Below are 18,621 nucleotides of genomic sequence, written 5' to 3'. Positions count from 1 at the left end.
CTGTCTCTGAGGTGTAAGTGAGATTTTTATCCAGGTTGCATTCCAGGATAGATTGAGGGGGTATTCGGGAAGATGAAAGGAAAAGCCTCACCCGCTGCCGGACAGAGTGAGGCTAAATGATACTAAGATATCAGGATGCGGCTTTCTTGGCGTCGGCTTCCTTGACGGTTTCGGCCGCCAGCAGTTCACAGACCACATGCTCGACAAAACCGGCACCTGCGGCCTCATAGAGGTTGTAAACACTGTGGACGCCGGATTCGCGCAGCGCCACACCCTCATCACCATATTGCACAATCGCGCTGATTTTTCCTTGGTAATTCAGTTTCTTAAGTTGCTCAACTGCAAACATATTACCCGCATGATACGGCATCGCCAGCAGCACAAGTTCAAGCCCGGGAGCCCGGTCGAGTTTTTCCCAGAAGTCGGTATCCGAAGCATCGCCTTGTACTACGTTACGCCCTTGCTCGCGGTGGAAATCCACCAACTCCTGTTTGTGTTCAATCCCCAGGATCTCACCATCGAATCTGGCCTTGAGTTCATCATAGGCACCAGAGCCTATGCGCCCCATCCCCAGAATAAGGAAGCGCGGATTGCCCACGGGGATCTGTCTGTCTTCCGGGTGCAGTGGGTGCTTCTCGAGCTTGACCAGTTTCTGTTGGTACTTCTGGTAGATGTTGCCCACCATGGCGTTGAGTGGTGCCGCCAATACAAAACTGAAGCTCAGTGCCACGGCAATGATCACCAGCCACTGAGAGGGTAGCCAGCCTTTGCTGGTAGCCACGGCAGCCACAATCAGACCGAACTCACTGAAGTTACCCAGGTTGAATGAGCCCAGCATAGAGGTGCGCGAGCGCAGTTTGAAGCGGGTGAGGATATAGACAAACAACAGGATTTTCAGCGGGATCAGTGTCACCAGCAGCACAGCCAGCATAATATCTGTCACGCTCGGCAGACCGTTGAGACCTATGGTGAGGAAGAAGGCCACCAGAAACAGTTCTTTAAAATAGAACAGCGACTTGGCCAGCTCGGACGCCTTCTTGTGTCCTGCCAGCAGGATACCTATGATCAGCGCGCCAAGATCCGGTTTCAGCCCCACAGATTCAAACAGCCAGGCGCCGACCACCAAAGCCATCACCAGGCCGAAGAGTACCAGGAGTTCACCGTGGCCGACCTTATCAAAGGCTCTGTATATCAAGGGTTTGGCTAAAGGTAATAACAGGAGTGCCAGCGCCCATATCGAGGGAAACTCCCCCTTGGAAATGGTCAGGAACAATACCGCAAAGATATCCTGCATGATCAGAATACCTATGGCGACCCGGCCGTAGAGAGATTGCATATCGCCCTTGTCTTCCAATACCTTGACCGCAAATACAGTACTGGAAAAGCTCAGGGCAAAGGCCAGCAGAGTCAGCTGTTCCACCGTGAGATTGGTCAATTGCACCAGGCCAACCAGCCCCAGCAGTTTGAGAATGGGGACAAAGATCACCATGGATAACATCAGGTGCAGGCTGGAGCCGGCCCAGACTTCGGCCTTGAACAGGCTGCGGATATCCAGCTTGAGGCCTATGGCAAACAGCAGCAGGGTAACCCCTAAGTTAGCCAATTCGTTAAGCATTGGCAGGCTGTCATTGTCTACCCCCAAGGTATAGAGTACAAAGCCGGCGGCCAGATAGCCGATAAGCGGTGGTAAATTGATGCGGTTGACCAGCATGCCGCAGGCCAAGGTAATAACAAGAATTGCTGGTTCCATTTTTATTCTTTTAGGAAAAATGATGGCTATTAGAAGGTTATTCTATAAGAAGAGCATTAAATTTAAATAAAAAAGCGAACTTATCTGCTGATAAGTTCGCTTTTCCAGAAATGTCAGTACTAACGCACTAGTTTTTGAGCAAAATGTCCAAGTGGGCGGCAAACTCTTTCGGGCCCATGAAACCTGTCACTCTCAGCTCATTTGTTAGCTGGCCTTGCTCATCGATAAACAGCAGTGTCGGCAGCCCCAGCACATCATAGGCTTCCAGCAGGGCGACATCGGTTTCATCCATGGCGGTCACATCGGCCTGCAGCAGCACCATCTGTTCCATCCGCTGTTTAACCTCGGCATTCTTGAAGGTGATCTGCTCAAACTCCTTACAGGCCACACACCAATCGGCATAGAGATCCAACATTACCGGCTTGCCGGCGGCCTTGGCATCTGCCAGTTCGGTCTTGAAATCCTCAAGTGACTTGATGCGCTTGAAGGTATGATGCTCGGCTTGTGGCTGCCCCATGAAGTGGTAGCCCATGGCGCTCATTACCGCCTGGAAACCATAGGAGAAACTCGACAGCAACAGCAGGGTCAGGATCACGCTGCGCATTGTCTGTTTCCAGTTGAACTGGCTCAGCTTGTTCTGGTGCATCAGGTAGCCGACAAAGACGATGGCCCACACAGACCACATGAGATCCGACACCAATCCAGGCCAGATACGGCCCAGCATTATGATGGACACGGCCACCAGCAGGAAACCGAACACATGCTTGATTATGTTCATCCAGGTGCCGGCGCGCGGCAGCAACTTACCGCCAGAGGTGCCTATCAGCAGCAGCGGCAGACCCATGCCCATGCTGAGAATATAGAGGGTCAAAAAGCCCTGTAGCAGATCGCCGGTTTGTGCCACGTACACGAGTACCGCCGATAGCGGCGCCGTGGTACAGGGCGAGGCCACCAGGCCCGAAAGCACACCCATGACGAACACGCCCAGCAGATTGCCACCCTTTTGCTTATTGGAGAGGCTGTTCATCTTCTGTTGCCAACTGGCGGGCAGGCGCAGCTCATAGAGGCCAAACATAGACAGACTGAGTACCACAAACAGTATGGCTATGGTGATAAGCACAGCCGGGTGTTGCAGCGCCGCCTGATACTTGAGACCGGCCGAAGCCACCACCAGCCCCAGCAGCGAATAGGTAATTGCCATCCCCTGCACATAAGCCATCGACAGGGTAAAGGCCTTGCCGGTGGAGACTTTCTGCCCCTGGCCGACAATGATCCCCGACAGAATGGGATACATGGGGAACACACAAGGGGTCAGCGCCAGACCTATCCCCAACACGAAGAAGGTCAGATAGTTGAGCAGGGTGCTGTCGCCGGAGAGCAGCTTGTCCAGCAGGTTATCCTGTTGGGTTACCGCCTGGCCCTTGGGAGCCGGCGCTTTTGCATCGGCACTCTTGTCGGTATCGGGCAGTATGCCATCATTGGCCGCCACAGGTTTAAGTAGGGCGTCTCTGGTGGTCGGCGGGAAGCAGAGTTTGCCCTCGGCGCAGCCCATAAAGGTGACGGATAACTTGGCGGCTTCCCCTGCCTCTTTAATGGCAACTGGAATTTCGATAAAGGAGTAGTACACCTGCTGCTCACCGAAATACTCATCCGTGTGGCCCTTGCCCTGGGGCAGGGCTATCTCGCCCAGTTCACCGCCATCTATGCTGAACTTGAGTTTGTCGCGGTACATGTAATAGCCGTCGGCTATCACCCAACTGAGCTTGACCTTATTGCCTTGCTGACTAAAGTCGAAGGCAAAGGCCTGATCCACAGGCATCAGCTCAGGTTCACTCTTGAGAAAATCGAATTGCTTGTTACCAAAGATCCCATCGGCCTGAACCAGCGGGCTGAGAAGCAACAGGCTGCCTAGCAGCAGGGTAAGTATTTTCTTCATAGCTTAGTGTTGTCTTTTATCCAATCCAGATAGGCGGGCAGCCCATGACTGATGGGCACAGCAATAATTTCAGGTACTTCATAGGGATGCAGTTCGAGTAGTCTCTGCTCCAGCCTGGGGTAGGCGCTGGCCAGACATTTGAGCTGCAGACTGACTTCAGTCTCCTGGCAGAGTTCGTCCTGCCAGACATAAAATGAATCCACAGTCTGACTCACCTGAGCACAGGCCACCAGCGACTCGCGCACCAAGGTTGCCGCCAGGCTCTTGGCACTGTCTGTATCCGGGCAACTGCAAAAAACCAGCAGCGCTTGTTGAGATTTTATGTCCATAATGAGCGGGTTAAATTAAACCTGACTTAAGCCAAGGGGATTAAAATCGAGCGTCTACTTTACGTGTTTTGCCGCAGGCTTGCATTAAGGCTTTGCTGAAACAGTGAGCTTAAGCGCCAAACCCGTTGCAGGCTGCGGACTTGAAATCAGACCGGGTTATCCCCATTTAGTTTTCAACTACTGCAAAAAATGAGGCCTACATGCCATTTCTGATAATGTTGATCATCTTTGTGCTGATCCCTGTCGTCGAACTCTCGGTACTTATCCGGGTCGGCGAAGTCCTGGGCAGCTGGAACACAGTGGCATTGGTGATCCTCACCGCGGTGGTCGGTGTTTCTCTGGTTCGCAGCCAGGGCGTGAGTACCTTGATGTCGGTACAGAAAAAGTTGGCCGTTGGTGAAGCGCCGGGGCAAGAGATAGTCGAGGGCATGATGCTGGCTATGGCCGGTATTCTGCTGCTTATACCGGGGTTTGTTACCGACCTTATCGGCCTTATTCTGCTGACCCCTATCACTAGGGCACCGCTGGCACGTTATTTCTATCAGCGGATGCAGCTCAAGGTGGTTACCGGCGCCCAGTTCAGAGCCGGTGCCAACCCCTTTGAACCACCTCATCAAAGAGGTCAGGGTGGGGATGTATTTGAAGGTGAATTTGAGCGCAAGGCCGACCCTTCCGATAAGCGTCCCGAGAGCCATCAGCTGGAAGAAGAGAGCCATCAGCCGGAAGAAGAGAGCCATCAGCCGGAAGAAGAGAGCCATCAGCCGGGTGGAGAGAGCCCTCGGCGAAGTGAAAACAGCCCTCGGCGAAGTGAAAACAGCCATCAGCGAAGTGAAAAAGGCCATCAGCCGCAGGATACGGAAGATAAAACAGACCAAGATGATAGTCGGCCCGGTAGCGCAGGTGATCGGCACAAACACTGATAAAAAAGACCTTCCGCTCGGAAGGTCTTTTTTATTCACTCTTCATAACTTGCAGCGCTGACTGGAAAACATTTATCACTCATTTATCGCTATGCCAGTGGCTATCGCGGCACTCGGATGAGTGCGCCGTAGCAGTGGCCGCGGCGTCAGTTTAAGGATGCTGTCGCGGCAACTACTGCCGTGCATACTCTCAGCTTTCTGGAGTTGCCAAGTGCTTATCCCTCATTGGGGCAGGGGGATTTGATTTTTTGCGGTTCGCTGATATTGCTGGCCAGATAATAGCTGGCAATACCCATGAGTATGTTGGTTACCGGCAGCGCCAGCATTAGGCCTTTTACCCCACCGAGGAAGGCGCCCAGCGCCGCCAGTGGTAGCATCAGCAGGAACAGGCGGCACAGATTCAGTACCAGCGAGGCCATGGGCCTGTGGTAGGCGTTGAGCGAGGTGGCCACTATGATCACCACGCCAAGAGGGCCGTAAGCGGCGGGCAACACCAGAATATAGAAGCTGAGCCATTCCAGCACTTGCGGATCGGTAGTGAACAGGGCGGCAATCTGCGGCGCCAGCAGCGCCAACGGAATATACAGCAGGGTCTGGAACAGGAGCACAAACTTCAGCGCCAGCAGCAATGCCTCGCGGGCGCGCTCCTTCTGACCAGCGCCCAGATTCTGGGCGATAAAGGGCACCAGGCTGGAAGACAGCCCCATCACCACAATCAGCAGCACAGACTCCAGCCGGGTACCGGCACCGAAGGCGGCCACCGCGGCGTGATCTATCCTGGCCAGCATCGCCATCATCACGGCATTGGCCAGGGGGTTGATCATATTCATCAGCGCCGCCGGTTGGGCGATATGGGCCAGCTGTTTCCAGTTATCGACAAAGCGACTTAAACACCAGCCCGCGGCCACCAACATATGGCGTTTGGCCACCAACAGATAACTGGACAGCGACAGTGCCATTAACCAGGAGATCAGGGTCGCCACGGCGGCGCCTTGAATTTCCAGCCTGGGGAAGGGGCCGATACCAAAGATAAGCAGCGGATCGAGGATCAGGTTAATCAGCGCCGCCAGCGACAAAATCGCCGCCGGGGAACGGGTATCGCCGGTGGCCCTCAGGCCCTGATTACCCACCATCAACAGCACCAATAGCGGCGCCCCCAGATACCAGAGGTTCATATAGTCATGCACCAGCGGCAGTATGTCGTCTTTGGCGCCGAGCAGGGAAAACAGCGGCTCGATAAACAAACTGCCCAGCAAGGAAAGCCCGGCAGTCAAAATAAAGGTCAGCAGCAGGGCATCATGCAGAAACACCTTGGCTTTGGGGGCGTGCCCGGCGCCTATCAGGCGGCCAAGATTAGTGGACACACCGGCGCCTATGCCGATGGCAATACTGGATACCACCAGGGTCACAGGGAAGGTGAAGCTGATCGCCGCCAGCGCCTCTGTGCCCAGCTTACTTATGAAGTAGGTGTCTACCAGATTGAAGCCCAGCACGGTGAGGATCCCTAACATGTTGGGAATACTCATATTAAGCAGTACACGACCTATCGGCTGACTGAGCAGCCCGTGTCTGTCTCTCATGGCCCGTATCTGCCTCTTGTGAAATGGATGAAGGAAATCGTGCGGAAGCGCGATTCTAACAGGATTGTCCCGGCTTTAAAAAACGAGGGTCAAAAATTTTCAAAAAATTTTGAGCTGTCCCCTTGGAAGTGCCAAATACGGCCCCCATATAAGCCAACATCAAGCGGCTAAAGCCAATTGGCTTGGTCGCCTTTTACATCAACCATGAACCGCCTCATATTGGGCAAAAATCATTAGGAGAATCCATCGATGAATATTCGTCCATTACATGACCGCGTGATCGTCAAACGCCTGGAAGTTGAAAGCACTTCGGCCGGTGGCATCGTACTGACCGGCAGCGCAGCCGAAAAGTCTACCCGTGGTGAAGTACTGGCTGTTGGCAATGGCCGCATCCTCGAAAACGGTGACATTAAGCCATTGGACGTGAAGGTAGGTGACGTAGTGATCTTCAACGAAGGTTACGGTGTCAAGAAAGAGAAGATTGACGGTGAAGAAGTCCTGATCCTGTCAGAAGCTGACCTGATGGCCGTAGTGGAATAAACCACTCACAACCATTAAAGACCTTCCAAAGTAATCGAAAAATTTAAGGATAATCAACATGGCAGCTAAAGAAGTAAAATTTGGCAATGACGCTCGCGTAAAAATGCTGGCGGGCGTGAATGTTCTGGCTAACGCAGTTAAAGTCACTCTGGGCCCTAAAGGCCGTAACGTCGTTCTGGACAAGAGCTTCGGCGCACCACTGATCACCAAAGACGGTGTTTCAGTTGCCAAAGAGATCGAACTGGAAGACAAGTTTGAAAACATGGGCGCGCAAATGGTTAAGGAAGTTGCTTCCAAGGCCAACGACGCTGCAGGTGACGGTACCACTACCGCCACAGTACTGGCTCAGGCTATCGTGACCGAAGGTCTGAAGGCCGTTGCCGCCGGTATGAACCCAATGGATCTGAAGCGCGGTATCGACAAGGCTGTAATCGCCGCCGTTGCCGAGCTGAAAGCCCTGTCTCAGGACTGCTCCGACTCCAAGTCTATCGCTCAGGTAGGTACCATCTCTGCCAACTCTGATGAGTCTATCGGTGAAATCATCGCCACCGCGATGGAAAAAGTGGGCAAAGAAGGCGTGATCACAGTTGAAGAAGGTCAGGCGCTGGAAAACGAACTGGACGTAGTTGAAGGTATGCAGTTCGACCGCGGTTACCTGTCTCCTTACTTCATCAACAAGGCTGAAACCGGCTCTGTTGAACTGGACAACCCATTCATCCTGCTGGTTGACAAGAAGATCTCCAACATCCGTGAGCTGCTGCCTATCCTCGAAGGCCTGGCCAAGACTGGCAAGCCACTGCTGATCGTTGCCGAAGACGTTGAAGGCGAAGCCCTGGCGACTCTGGTAGTGAACAACATGCGCGGTATCGTTAAAGTGGCTGCCGTTAAGGCGCCTGGTTTCGGTGACCGTCGCAAGGCCATGCTGCAGGATATCGCTATCCTGACCGGTGGTACTGTTATCGCCGAAGAGATTGGCCTGGAGTTGGAAAAAGCCACTCTGGAAGACCTGGGTACCGCCAAGCGCGTGGTTATCACCAAAGACAACACCACCATCATCGATGGCAGCGGTGAAGAGTCGCAAATTCAAGCCCGTGTTGCCCAGATCAAGCAGCAGGTTGAAGAATCGACTTCCGATTACGACAAAGAAAAACTGCAAGAGCGTATGGCCAAGCTGGCCGGCGGTGTTGCGGTCATCAAAGTCGGTGCCGCTACCGAAGTGGAAATGAAAGAGAAGAAAGCCCGCGTTGAAGATGCGCTGCACGCTACCCGCGCCGCCGTTGAAGAAGGTGTGGTTCCTGGGGGTGGTGTTGCCCTGGTTCGCGTAGCCTCCAAGATTGGTGAGCTGGACGTGAGCAACGAAGATCAGAAGCACGGTGTGGTTATCGCCCTGCGCGCCATGGAAGCCCCACTGCGCCAGATCGCTACCAACGCAGGTGAAGAAGCCTCTGTTGTCGCCAACAACGTCAAGAACGGCAGCGGTAACTATGGTTATAACGCAGGTAACGACACTTACGGCGACATGCTGGAAATGGGTATTCTGGATCCAACCAAGGTTACCCGCTCTGCGCTGCAGTTCGCGGCCTCTGTAGCCGGTCTGATGATCACCACCGAAGCCATGGTAGCCGAGCTGCCAAAGGAAGAGGCTGCGCCTGATATGGGCGGTATGGGTGGTATGGGCGGAATGGGCGGCATGATGTGATCCTAGCTGGTTAAAATCGTCTATAGCGGCGTTATCTTGCCACTCGTTTAGTTCACTAAACTTCGTGGCAAGATGCCTGGCTCTAAAACGATTTTTCCTGCGCTAGACGCAATGTCGGTCTTAAGCTCAGAAGCTTAGAACTTAAAAAAAGCCCCGATACTTAACAGTATTGGGGCTTTTGCTTATTCCGAGAAAGGAAAAGGCTCGCGCATCGAACGCGGGCCTTTTCCATTTCAGCGGTTTCTGCCGAGGGCGGGGGAGTGGTTTGGGTTTGCAATGGCTTCCAGCTGATTGTGCAACTCATTGCCTGCCGCAGGCCTTATGCATATGCACCTCAGTGACACGCTGTGAATACATCCCTGTAAGCTCGGCGCCAACATCCATGTTGGCGACGGTCACTGATGCGCATATGCCGGGTGATTTGGTGCAATCTGCGGGTGAAGTATTTTGGCTGTCCTCACTCTTTCATGAAAATCAAATTCTCTTTATGCTGCACTGCTCCAACAATATTTCCGGCTTATATCCTACAGTGTTAAAGTCCGCTTTAACAGAAACCGCTCCGGGTGCTGGGGAAGTTGATATCACAACCCATCTTTTATTTTCTCCAATTAAGATAAGTCCGCATTCAGCAATTATGTCATCTTCTTCATTTATTAGAATATCAAGCGATGAAATATCTATCGGCTCAATAGCCACATATGTAATTAACTCTTTATTACTTTCAACTGGCTTCAAGTCCATTCTTAAATACCCATATTCTTTCCATCCTGTAGAGCTCGCAACATCTGATGAAAAACTGAGAGTTTTATCAAAACCTTCAAAATAAAGGTTAAATATCCAAGCACAAGATAAGTTCTGTGATGCTGGGACACCATACCCAATCACTCTATTGTTCAAAAGAATGTGTTTTATAATGTCCAGTGAAACATCACCAGTACTAAACTTCAAATATTTCATTGTTTATTCTGCTCTTTTGATGGGTAATGCAATGTCTCATGAGGTTTGTCGCCATTAGCAGGAATGTCAATACTTGAGCCACTTCTTCTATTTTCTGGCCTTCCAAAGATTCCATTTTCACCGATCTGACTGCCTGGAGGTGCCGAATCTCCAGGCCCAGCAGGACGAGTCCCACCAGAGGGCTGCAGGCTCTGTCGCCCTCTTACTAATAGATAGGTCCCTGTAGACTCCACACAGCAAAAGTGTTGTGGGTGTCCTGACTTTTGCTTGTTTGGATTTGGAATGGCTTCCGGCTGACTGTGCAACTCATTGCCTGCCGCAGGCTTTATGCATATGCACCTCAGTGACACGCTGTGAATACATCCTTGTAAGCTCGGCGCCAACATCCATGTTGGCGACGGTCACTGATGCGCATATGCCGGGTGATTTGGTGCAATCTGCGGGTGAAGTGTTATAGCTGTCCTCACTCTTTACTCACTCTTTATCCTTATTCCGAGAAAAGAAAAGGCTCGCGCATCGAACGCGGGCCTTTTCTATTCCAGAGGTTTCTGCTGAGGGCGGGGGAGTGGTTTGGGTTTGCAATGGCTTCCGGCTGATTGTGCCACTCATTGCCTGCCGCAGGCCTTATGCATATGCACCTCAGTGACACGCTGTGAATACGTCCTTGTAAGCTCGGCGCCAACATCCATGTTGGCGACGGTCACTGATGTGCATATGCAGGGTGACTTGGTGCAATCTGCGGGTGAAGTGTTTTGGCTATCCTCACTCTTTCTCACTCTTTCTTTTTGCTTATTCCGAAAAAGGAAAAGGCCTGCGCCTCGAACGCGGGCCTTTTCCATTTCAGCGGTTTCTGCCGAGGGCGGGGGAGTTGTTTGGGTTTGCAATGGCTTCCGGCTGATTGTGCCACTCATTGCCTGCCGCAGGCCTTATGCATATGCACCTCAGTGACACGCTGTGAATACATCCCTGTAAGCTCGGCGCCAACATCCATGTTGGCGACGGTCACTGATGTTCATATGCCGGGTGATTTGGTGCAATCTATATCTTCAATTTTTTTTCCGATATTCTCTTTTTATCTCAGAAAAAGTAACATCTGGTTTGAATTTTGGTTGATTTATTTTTGGTGAATGAATAATTATTTCTTGCCCCTTACGCTTTTTTTGTGCCGTGTATGTTAAACCAAATGATTGTGGGTGAAACTCTGCATAAATACCACAAATTTCAGGAGTATCGTCATAAGTTACAATCCAAGGTTTTGTTATTCGTTTTACGCTTTCGAATAATCTATAGTGATCGTTATGCTCAAAAAAGTTCTGATAAAGACCTTTTCCTTTTACATAATAAGGTGGGTCTATATTAACCAATGCATTTCCTTGAATGTCAGGAATGTACTCATCTATATATTGTGTTGCATCCAAATTAGTTAATCGAACAAAGTCTCTTTTTTTGGCGATTAATCTAATTTGTTCAATCAGGCGTTTTTTGTTAAATCGACAATCAATTTTGTAGTTTCCATTTTGGCTTAGCCCACCAATAACTCCAGCTTTTAAGATACCTGAACGATTTGTTCGATTCAAAAAGAACGTTGCGAATCCTAAAGAAAGTATATCTGTTGTATGAGAACGATATACTTCTCTTTGTCTTAACCATTCATCAATAGTAATCGGAGTCGTTTTAATTAGTTCAATAAGTTCTTCAGTTCTGTGTAATACACTATACCAGAAGCTATAGATTGCTGGATCTAGATCATTAATGTAAACACGTTTTACGTGGTTGTTAAGCAAAAGATACCATGCAATAGCGCAACCTCCTGCAAACGGTTCCACATACGCACCACCTTCAAGTCCATTAAGTTTTAATGTTTCAAGGACATAAGCAGTTAGCTTCGACTTACCACCAGGATATCTTAAAGGCGTATAAATCATCATATTTCCTTTAAATCAATTAGAACTTCAAACAATGGACTCAGCATATCCCAAAACCTATTAAGAAAGGAAGGCTCTATTTTATAGTTTTTATGCCCATGAATAAACTCATTTAAAGTGTTTAAACTGAATTGATTATTCTCTTGAAGAAGTTCGCCAATGACTTTGTTGGCATCTTTTGAGTCAATATACTCGTTTTTTAATGATGTTAGCTTATTTTTTAGAGTTAACTCTCTATATGACTTCTTATATTTATCAGCAATATTTTTTTCTAAATCATTAACTTTTATAAAATCATCAACGGCTAAATCAAGAAAAACTCTAAGTGCAGCAGCCGTTACATTAGGATAGCTTCTAGTTGGTAGTTTTTTAAACTCTCTAAATAGTTCATTTATTCTAAAATTGCGTGATGATATAGTATGAAAATTATCAGTTAACTTTGGTCTTTTGGGATCACCTTTTAACCGACTTTTTGGGTTTGCTGTTCCATTTTTTGGGTTCTGATTAGTATCTGTTGTAGGCTCATTACTATTTGCTTCTGTATTAGAAGATGTTTCTTGATTGCTATTCTCATCATTATCTGATTCTATATCCCCAATTTTAACCACTTTTGGAAGGAAGTTATATATTTCGTCAAATTTGCTGTCTATTGTTCTTGTGTTTATAATGAAGCCTAGTTCTTCATTTTTACTTAGCATACATTTCAAGAATTTTGCATATGCGTAGTAAAAACTCTTCATTTCTGCATCGATTGAGATCCCTTGATCATTAAAGCTGATAAACCATCCACTTCGAACTTTACTATTATTAAACCATCTTTCTAGAACAGTCATACTTATACGATGACTGTAAACCAATTCTTTTTCTGTTTGATTCAAGTGTTTAGTTACTTCTTCTCTTGTTGCTAAATCTCTAACTTTCACGAATCTAAGTGCTTCTACAATTTGAGCTCGTTTAAAACCGGTTAGCTCTATAGTCTTTTCTAAATTTTGGCCGACCGAGTCATAAACAGAGATAATAAACCTTTGTTGTGGTAAGCGTTGCCATTTCACTTGATGACTAGCTGTTGAATGCCGTTGGAGGATATACCAACGTGCTTCTTCATAAGATGGAGCTAGACAAACTCTAATTTTTTCAATTTCATCTCGATCAATCTGCCTAGAAGCTTCGACAATGGTTTTTCTTATTGAGTTAGGAGCCAAATTAGGTGACCTAAGTAACTTGAGGGCCATAACTCGTCGATTTCCTTCTGCTACAACAAATTGATCCTCTTTATTTTTCCACACAACTATGGGATCGAAACTTAAAAAACCCCTTGTTGCTATAGATTTTACGAGATCCAAAAAGTTAGATTGTTCTGTAGGATCGGCTATAAGTTCATCTACAAAGTCTCGCACTTTGATATAAGAAGATGCAGGATCAAGACGCGGGTTCTCATCCCATAACTTAAGATTGTCAACTGAACGTAAAACCCTATTTTCCCACCATTGTTTTTTCTCCGTTGCCATCAACTGTTATCCTCTGAATTGAATTTATAAAGCTATTTTTAAGTTGATTCCATACCATCAAACTTAATTTTTGTTATATGTATGAATATTTGTAGGTGTTTTTGTAATTTGGTCTTCTGTAGCTTCACGGTTTCCTTTATATAGCTTTCTTTGTGCAGGTGGGGGGTGCTGGTTGGGAGCACAGCAATTTCCGCTCGGGTCAGCTAAGAATGCGAAAAGGATAACGTAGTGAGGAATACGATAGTAGACCTACACTGAGATTATTATTTCTATCTATTGAGATGGCTACCGCAGTGAATTCTAGCTATCCCAGAGCGTACTGAACCAGATTTAATTTCAATAAAAACAACACTAAAGCTATCAATTTGTGGCTGGCAAAACCTTAGCTTAGGTCACAAGTTGCACAGCGGTGAAAGTGGTTTTTGTCAGGGAGGAATATGAGGTGAGGTGTTGAAAGCTTATCCTTGCCTTTTGCCTACTCGGGTGAGAAAGGCCGCCATCCCTGATTGTTGTTCGCACTTTAGTTAGCGCTTAAGTATTGCTTTTCGTTGGTTTTTTGTTAAAAGCTTAGCCAATCCTACAGTATTGCTGCGGTGAAAAACAAGCTTTACCGCATGGGGTTTTGTTGTGCGGTTTGGCTGAAGTAACTTGTTTGAGTGACTTGTTTGAGTGATTTGTTTGAGTTGCCTGCTTGAGTTGCCCGTTTAAGTTGCTTGCTTGAGCTAGCGGTTTCAATGAATGACTTTGCTGGTCTGTTAACGGGCAAAAAGTGGCTGGCGGGGAACGGCAATGATTTTTAGGGAAAAGTGAACGGTTTTAACCGGTTTTTGAGGATGTTGCAGCAGTTGCTGCCGGGTTGAGATGTTAGTATCGGTGGCTTGAATCTGTTCTGTTGCTGCGGCGGTTTTTTGTGGCTGTTGCTGTATAGGGCTTTGGAAATAGTAGAGAAAGTTATCGGGATTGTGTAGTGAAAGGAAAAGTCGTTTCGTATGTCTCATCTAAAAAATTTGGCTTTATCAATGGGGATGATGGTGAAAGCTATTTTCTGCATGTTTCGGCGCTGGTGAACAGGAGTGATGAGGCTAAGCTGGTTAAGAATGTGCTGGTCGAGTTTGACCCTACGCCAACTCCCAAGGGATTGTCTGCCAAGCAGATCCGTATTCCTGAGGTCTATATAAGAGAACGACTGCTGAATTTCTTCACCTCCAAGGGTAGCAATCCCAAGCATGGTGACGCCGCGTTGCGCTTGCCTATTTCGACCCGTTTTTTCAAAGATCCGGCCAAGGGGCGCCAGTATATAGAAGAACTGGCTAAGCAGTGTGGCTGCAATGCCGTGCTCGGGCTCGAGTTTGAAAAGAAGACCTTCTCTGAAGGCAACTATCGCTTTACCGGCCATGCTTTCAAGGGGGAGTTGGCCCTGGTCACTGAAAAGCAGCCCTGTGACACCAAAGAGATGGCCCTAGCTGCCGAGCGGCAGTTGCAGCAAAGAATTCAGGCGGCTGAGCAGGCCTTTGGGCCGATACAAGAGGCTGAGCTTAAGGCCAGACAGAGCCAGCTTTCCGGCTGCCTCGGCAGCGCCGTTGCTGTGCTTGCTGTGGTGGCAATCCTGCCAGCGGCGATTATCGCCGGTATCGCCGGTCTGTTCCCGCAGTAACAGACATGGTGATTTCAGCTTGAATGGATGAAAAAGTGTACTTAACTACACTTTGCGTCGTTCTTATGGCCCCATTAACTCCATATGCATCGGGCGCTTGGATTAAGGCCTGCAGAAAGGAAGCGGCATTCACTCAGTAAGTGGCGGCAATGCTTTGTGGTGTCACCAACAAAACCTTGATCCGGGTAGAGATGGCTGAAGATGTCCATATCTCTACTGTCTTCAAGATACTCAATGGTTTGGGGTTCGTTTGCTGGCGCAGCCCAAGCCTGATGTTGATTTGACCGGGTGTTACTGGATATGGGTGGTACTGGATATGGGGGGTATAAGTGGAACCGCAAACCTTGTCTTGGATATGCATCTTGGTGACCGAATCATAGGTGAGTTGTTATTCGATGCCGCCACCGAGAGTTTTGCCGTCAGTTATCGCCGGTATATTTCCTTGCTGAGGCAGGCTGTTGTTTCAGCGCTTATCTGTCTCTTGGCCGAGCGACAGATAAGCGGCCAAACCAAGCTCCTTGCGTAGCCCTTAGCTTTACCTGCCTGGGCGGTCTGTCGGCGGCTTAACTTAAGGTCGGCAAGTGTCAGAATTGCCATCTGAACTGCACATCCGGGACTTGCAGATACCTGAGCTCGTTCACCAGCTTGTCTTTTTCATTCAGCAGCTGTTTTTTCTTCTCCAGGGTGCTGGCCTTGTCTGTCATGGACACCAGCTTCTGATCCAGATCGCGGATTTGATAATCTATCTGACGCAGGCGGCTGCGGATCTCATCGGCACGTTTGTTGAGCTGGTATTGGTGGTAGCCGGCATTGTACTGTTCGACAAAGGCGTTGCTGGAACAGACACCGGCATAGCCTTCACCTGCCAGGCCGACTCGGTAGCCATTTTCCGGCTGACAGTAGTTTTGCAGCCCCTGTAGATAGCCATTGCGCCACTCGCCATGATCAACCCGAATGCCGAACTCGGCACAATCTTCGGCATAATTATTGATCCTGCTGGCATGAGCGCCATTGTTGCCATCCTGAAGTCCGAGGGAAAACCAATCTGAGTTTTGGCATTGGTTGAGGTCGAGTGAACTGCATTGGGTCAGCATGAGCGCGCTCAGTGCCAATAAGATATTTTGGTATTTCATTCTGTAAATGACTGCTTATTAGTTGAATAAGCCTAATCCGTGGCGAGGAGTCGGTATAATACAGCGATTAGCTCCAAACCTGATACGTATTAATACAAATTTACAATTTAGCCTGGAAAGGGCCCAACATGTTCGCCGGATTGACCCAAGTATCAAACTCGGCCTCTGTTACCAGTCCTGACTCCAACGCAGCTTGCCTCAGACTAATGCCTCTTTGGTGGGCGTCCTTGGCGATTTGGGCCGCCTTGGCATAGCCTATGTGAGGATTGAGGCTGGTGACCAGCATCAAGGAGCGCTGCAGCTGCTTGGCTATCATCTCGCGGTTGGGTTCCAGCCCCGAAGCGCAGCGCTCATCAAAGCTCAGACAGGCATCACCCAGCAATTCGGCGCTTTGCAGCAGATTGGCGGCAATGAGCGGCCGAAAGACATTGAGCTGAAACTGGCCGTTGCTGGCACCTATGCTGACGGCGAGATCGTTGCCCATCACCTGAGCCGCTACCATGGTCAGCGCCTCGCACTGAGTCGGGTTAACCTTGCCGGGCATTATGCTGGAGCCGGGTTCGTTGGCAGGCAACTGCAGTTCCCCTATGCCGCAACGGGGGCCGCTGGCGAGCATGCGAACATCATTGCCTATCTTCATCAGGCTGACCGCCAGGCGCTTGAAGGCGCCGCTGAGCTCGACCATGGCATCGCTGGCACTCAGTGCCTCGAACTTGTTGGCCGCGCTGACAAACTGCTCACCACTGAATGACGATATCAGTTCGGCAGCGCGCTCGGCATAACCTGCGGGAGCATTGAGCCCTGTCCCCACGGCTGTGCCGCCAAGGGCCAATTCACGGCAGTTTGCCAACGCCCGCTCTATGGCGCCTATGCCTTTATCCAACTGAGTCACCCAGGCACTGATCTCCTGTCCCAGGGTCAGCGGGGTGGCATCCATAAAGTGGGTGCGGCCGGTTTTGGGAATATCGGCAAACTGTTGTGACTTGTGTTTTAGGCTATCGCGCAGCGCAGCTATGGCGGGCAGTGTGTGCCTGCAGGTCTTGAGCACCACGGCAATATGCATGGCGCTGGGGAAGGTATCATTGCTGCTCTGGCTGCGATTGACATCATCGTTCGGGCTCAGGCTGATGGCCTTGTGTGCCAGCGCCATGCCGCGATTGGCTATTACCTCATTGAGGTTCATATTGGTTTGGGTGCCGCTGCCGGTCTGCCAAATGACCAGGGGAAAGTGCTGCTCCAGTTGGCCCGCCAAGATTTCATCACAAACTTTGGCGATGAGCGCCGCCTTGTCCTTGGGCAGTTGCCCAAGCTCGGCATTGGTCTGGGCTGCGGCTTTCTTCAACAGGGCGAAGGCGTGGATGATGGCCTTCGGCATACTCGCTTGCGGGCCTATGGGGAAGTTTTCCAGACTGCGCTGGGTTTGGGCGCCCCAGTATTTGTCTGCTTCGACCTTGACCTCGCCCAGGGTGTCGTGCTCAATCCGATATTGCATTGTCGCCTCCTGTCGTCTGTTGCCGTCCTCAGCATAGCATGGCCTTTGGGTTTCTCCTGAAATAATCCGCCGGGTTTCCCGGTCTGGGTTGGGCGGCCTGTTTCAGGCTTGGATTCTGATTTTTACAAAGGGAGTAAGCATGAGAGTATCGGTTTGGCCTGCGTTATTGCTTTTGGGAGCTCAGTTGTGGGCTTTGGGCTCCAGTTCGGTAATGGCGGCTCAGGCAAATGATTTTATCCAGGTATTTGAAGCGCTTTCCGGTCAACATCCGGGAGAACGCAAGGGACATGCCAAGGGAGTTTGTACCATTGGCAGTTTCCGGCCAAGTGCCGGGGAGCCCTGGCTCAAGGAACTATCTCTGTTTGCCACAGAGCAGGCTCTGCCCGCTCAGGTGCGTTTTTCCATGGCGGGTGGCGATCCTTTTGTGGCCGATACCAGTCGCAGCCCAAGGGGGATAGGCGTGCGCATCGAACTGCCGGACGGGCAGGTGCATCAGTTGGCCGGGCTGAGTACGCCTGTGTTTCCGGGGAAAGATCCCGACAGTTTTCTTGGCTTGCTGCGCGCGTCACTGGCGCAGCGTGAGGGGGAAACCGGCGCGGTTGCACGCTATCTGCAGCAGCATCCGGATGCCGCCCGCCAGGGGCAGTGGCTCAAGCAGCACAATCCGCCGGCGTCCTATACCTCGGTCAACTACTTTGGCATTCACAGCTTTATTTTTGGTAACCAAGGCCAGCAAAAGCGCTTTGGTCGCTGGGAGCTTTGGCCTGTGGACGGGGAGCAACCATTGACGGATGCCGAGATGGCGCAGTTGCCGGATGATTTTCTGCAGGAGAGGTTGATGCAGAGGCTGAAAACAGGGCCTGCTCAGTTTGAGCTTAAGCTGATCCTGGCCGAGGAGGGGGATCCCTTACTCGACCCTTCACTGCAGTGGCCGGATAACCGCCCCAGGGTTACTCTCGGGCGCCTGAGCATAGACTCGGTTGTGGCTTCGGCCTGCGACAGGCTGAACTTTGATCCCAATGTGCTCAGTAAAGGGATTGCCGCCAGTGACGACCCTGTGCTGCGGCTAAGATCCGCGGCTTATGCCATCTCTTTTGGCAAGCGTTTAAGCGGCCGGTAACGGCAATAAAATGACAGGAACGAACCTAAAAAATGTAGCGCTTTATCGTTGTTATATGTACATTTTTTATCGTTGGGG

At 50.0% G+C, this 18,621-nt stretch carries 14 protein-coding genes and 2 pseudogenes; 7 read left to right on the top strand and 9 right to left on the bottom strand.

Annotated features, from left to right (window positions below):
• Positions 1–130 precede the first annotated feature (130 nt).
• The 3 genes from SIL79_RS04405 to cutA form a co-directional block, all read right to left on the bottom strand.
• Positions 131–1,750 (bottom strand): cation:proton antiporter family protein, encoded by a 1,620-nt coding sequence (locus SIL79_RS04405; RefSeq protein WP_039033509.1) that lies wholly within the window; start codon positions 1,748–1,750, stop codon positions 131–133.
• Positions 1,751–1,877: 127 nt separating this feature from the next.
• Positions 1,878–3,686, bottom strand: coding sequence for a protein-disulfide reductase DsbD (locus SIL79_RS04400; protein ID WP_319619009.1), 1,809 nt, complete (start codon positions 3,684–3,686; stop codon positions 1,878–1,880).
• Positions 3,683–4,015: a divalent-cation tolerance protein CutA gene (cutA, locus tag SIL79_RS04395; protein WP_039033507.1), complete on the bottom strand. Its 333-nt coding sequence runs from the start codon at positions 4,013–4,015 to the stop codon at positions 3,683–3,685. The genes SIL79_RS04400 and cutA overlap by 4 nt, the downstream gene beginning before the upstream one ends.
• A gap of 200 nt (positions 4,016–4,215) precedes the next feature.
• Between cutA and SIL79_RS04390 the strand changes: the two are divergent.
• Positions 4,216–4,764, top strand: a pseudogene (locus SIL79_RS04390) (FxsA family protein); the annotation flags it as partial.
• A 386-nt stretch (positions 4,765–5,150) separates the two neighbouring features.
• On the opposite strand, the gene SIL79_RS04385 reads toward SIL79_RS04390, so the two are convergent.
• On the bottom strand, positions 5,151–6,515 hold the full coding sequence (locus tag SIL79_RS04385) for an MATE family efflux transporter (RefSeq protein ID WP_039033506.1): 1,365 nt from the start codon (positions 6,513–6,515) through the stop codon (positions 5,151–5,153).
• A 249-nt stretch (positions 6,516–6,764) separates the two neighbouring features.
• Here SIL79_RS04385 and SIL79_RS04380 point away from each other — a divergent pair, with 249 nt between their 5' ends.
• Together SIL79_RS04380 and groL are read left to right on the top strand one after the other, a co-directional pair.
• Complete coding sequence (locus SIL79_RS04380) at positions 6,765–7,055, top strand: co-chaperone GroES (RefSeq protein ID WP_025010152.1); 291 nt, start codon at positions 6,765–6,767, stop codon at positions 7,053–7,055.
• 58 nt (positions 7,056–7,113) lie between these two features.
• On the top strand, positions 7,114–8,754 hold the full coding sequence (gene groL / locus SIL79_RS04375; RefSeq protein WP_039033505.1) for a chaperonin GroEL: 1,641 nt from the start codon (positions 7,114–7,116) through the stop codon (positions 8,752–8,754).
• Between the two features lie 474 nt (positions 8,755–9,228).
• Here groL and SIL79_RS04370 read toward each other — a convergent pair whose 3' ends face one another.
• The 3 genes from SIL79_RS04370 to SIL79_RS04360 all read right to left on the bottom strand — a co-directional run bounded on the left by SIL79_RS04370 (position 9,229) and on the right by SIL79_RS04360 (position 13,144).
• Positions 9,229–9,711 carry a hypothetical protein gene (locus SIL79_RS04370; protein ID WP_144361099.1) on the bottom strand — a complete coding sequence of 161 codons (483 nt, stop codon included), beginning with the start codon at positions 9,709–9,711 and terminating at the stop codon, positions 9,229–9,231.
• Positions 9,712–10,757: 1,046 nt separating this feature from the next.
• Positions 10,758–11,639, bottom strand: a complete 882-nt coding sequence (locus SIL79_RS04365; protein ID WP_319619008.1) for a DNA adenine methylase — start codon at positions 11,637–11,639, stop codon at positions 10,758–10,760.
• On the bottom strand, positions 11,636–13,144 hold the full coding sequence (locus SIL79_RS04360) for a ParB/Srx family N-terminal domain-containing protein (protein ID WP_319619007.1): 1,509 nt from the start codon (positions 13,142–13,144) through the stop codon (positions 11,636–11,638). The genes SIL79_RS04365 and SIL79_RS04360 overlap by 4 nt, the downstream gene beginning before the upstream one ends.
• Positions 13,145–14,111: 967 nt before the next feature.
• On the opposite strand from SIL79_RS04360, the gene SIL79_RS04355 reads away from it, so the two are divergent.
• The 3 genes and pseudogenes from SIL79_RS04355 to SIL79_RS04345 all read left to right on the top strand — a co-directional run bounded on the left by SIL79_RS04355 (position 14,112) and on the right by SIL79_RS04345 (position 15,324).
• Complete coding sequence (locus tag SIL79_RS04355) at positions 14,112–14,798, top strand: cold-shock protein (RefSeq protein WP_039033499.1); 687 nt, start codon at positions 14,112–14,114, stop codon at positions 14,796–14,798.
• Between the two features lie 65 nt (positions 14,799–14,863).
• Positions 14,864–15,043, top strand: a pseudogene (locus SIL79_RS04350) (helix-turn-helix domain-containing protein); the annotation flags it as partial.
• A gap of 104 nt (positions 15,044–15,147) precedes the next feature.
• Entirely contained in the window at positions 15,148–15,324 is a 177-nt protein-coding gene (locus SIL79_RS04345; RefSeq protein WP_160289557.1) for a hypothetical protein, read from the top strand.
• Between the two features lie 58 nt (positions 15,325–15,382).
• On the opposite strand, the gene SIL79_RS04340 is transcribed toward SIL79_RS04345, so the two are convergent.
• Both SIL79_RS04340 and fumC read right to left on the bottom strand, forming a co-directional pair.
• Positions 15,383–15,931, bottom strand: coding sequence for a DUF2799 domain-containing protein (locus tag SIL79_RS04340; RefSeq protein ID WP_039033497.1), 549 nt, complete (start codon positions 15,929–15,931; stop codon positions 15,383–15,385).
• A 100-nt stretch (positions 15,932–16,031) separates the two neighbouring features.
• Positions 16,032–17,423 carry a class II fumarate hydratase gene (fumC, locus tag SIL79_RS04335; RefSeq protein WP_071476725.1) on the bottom strand — a complete coding sequence of 464 codons (1,392 nt, stop codon included), beginning with the start codon at positions 17,421–17,423 and terminating at the stop codon, positions 16,032–16,034.
• A gap of 139 nt (positions 17,424–17,562) precedes the next feature.
• Between fumC and SIL79_RS04330 the strand changes: the two genes are divergently transcribed.
• Positions 17,563–18,543 carry a catalase family peroxidase gene (locus SIL79_RS04330; RefSeq protein ID WP_319619006.1) on the top strand — a complete coding sequence of 327 codons (981 nt, stop codon included), beginning with the start codon at positions 17,563–17,565 and terminating at the stop codon, positions 18,541–18,543.
• Positions 18,544–18,621 lie beyond the last annotated feature (78 nt).

Origin of the sequence: Shewanella indica, assembly GCF_033842865.1 — a bacterium.
In the GTDB taxonomy this organism is placed as follows: domain Bacteria; phylum Pseudomonadota; class Gammaproteobacteria; order Enterobacterales; family Shewanellaceae; genus Shewanella; species Shewanella indica.
This window is presented reverse-complemented; position numbering and strand designations above follow the sequence as displayed.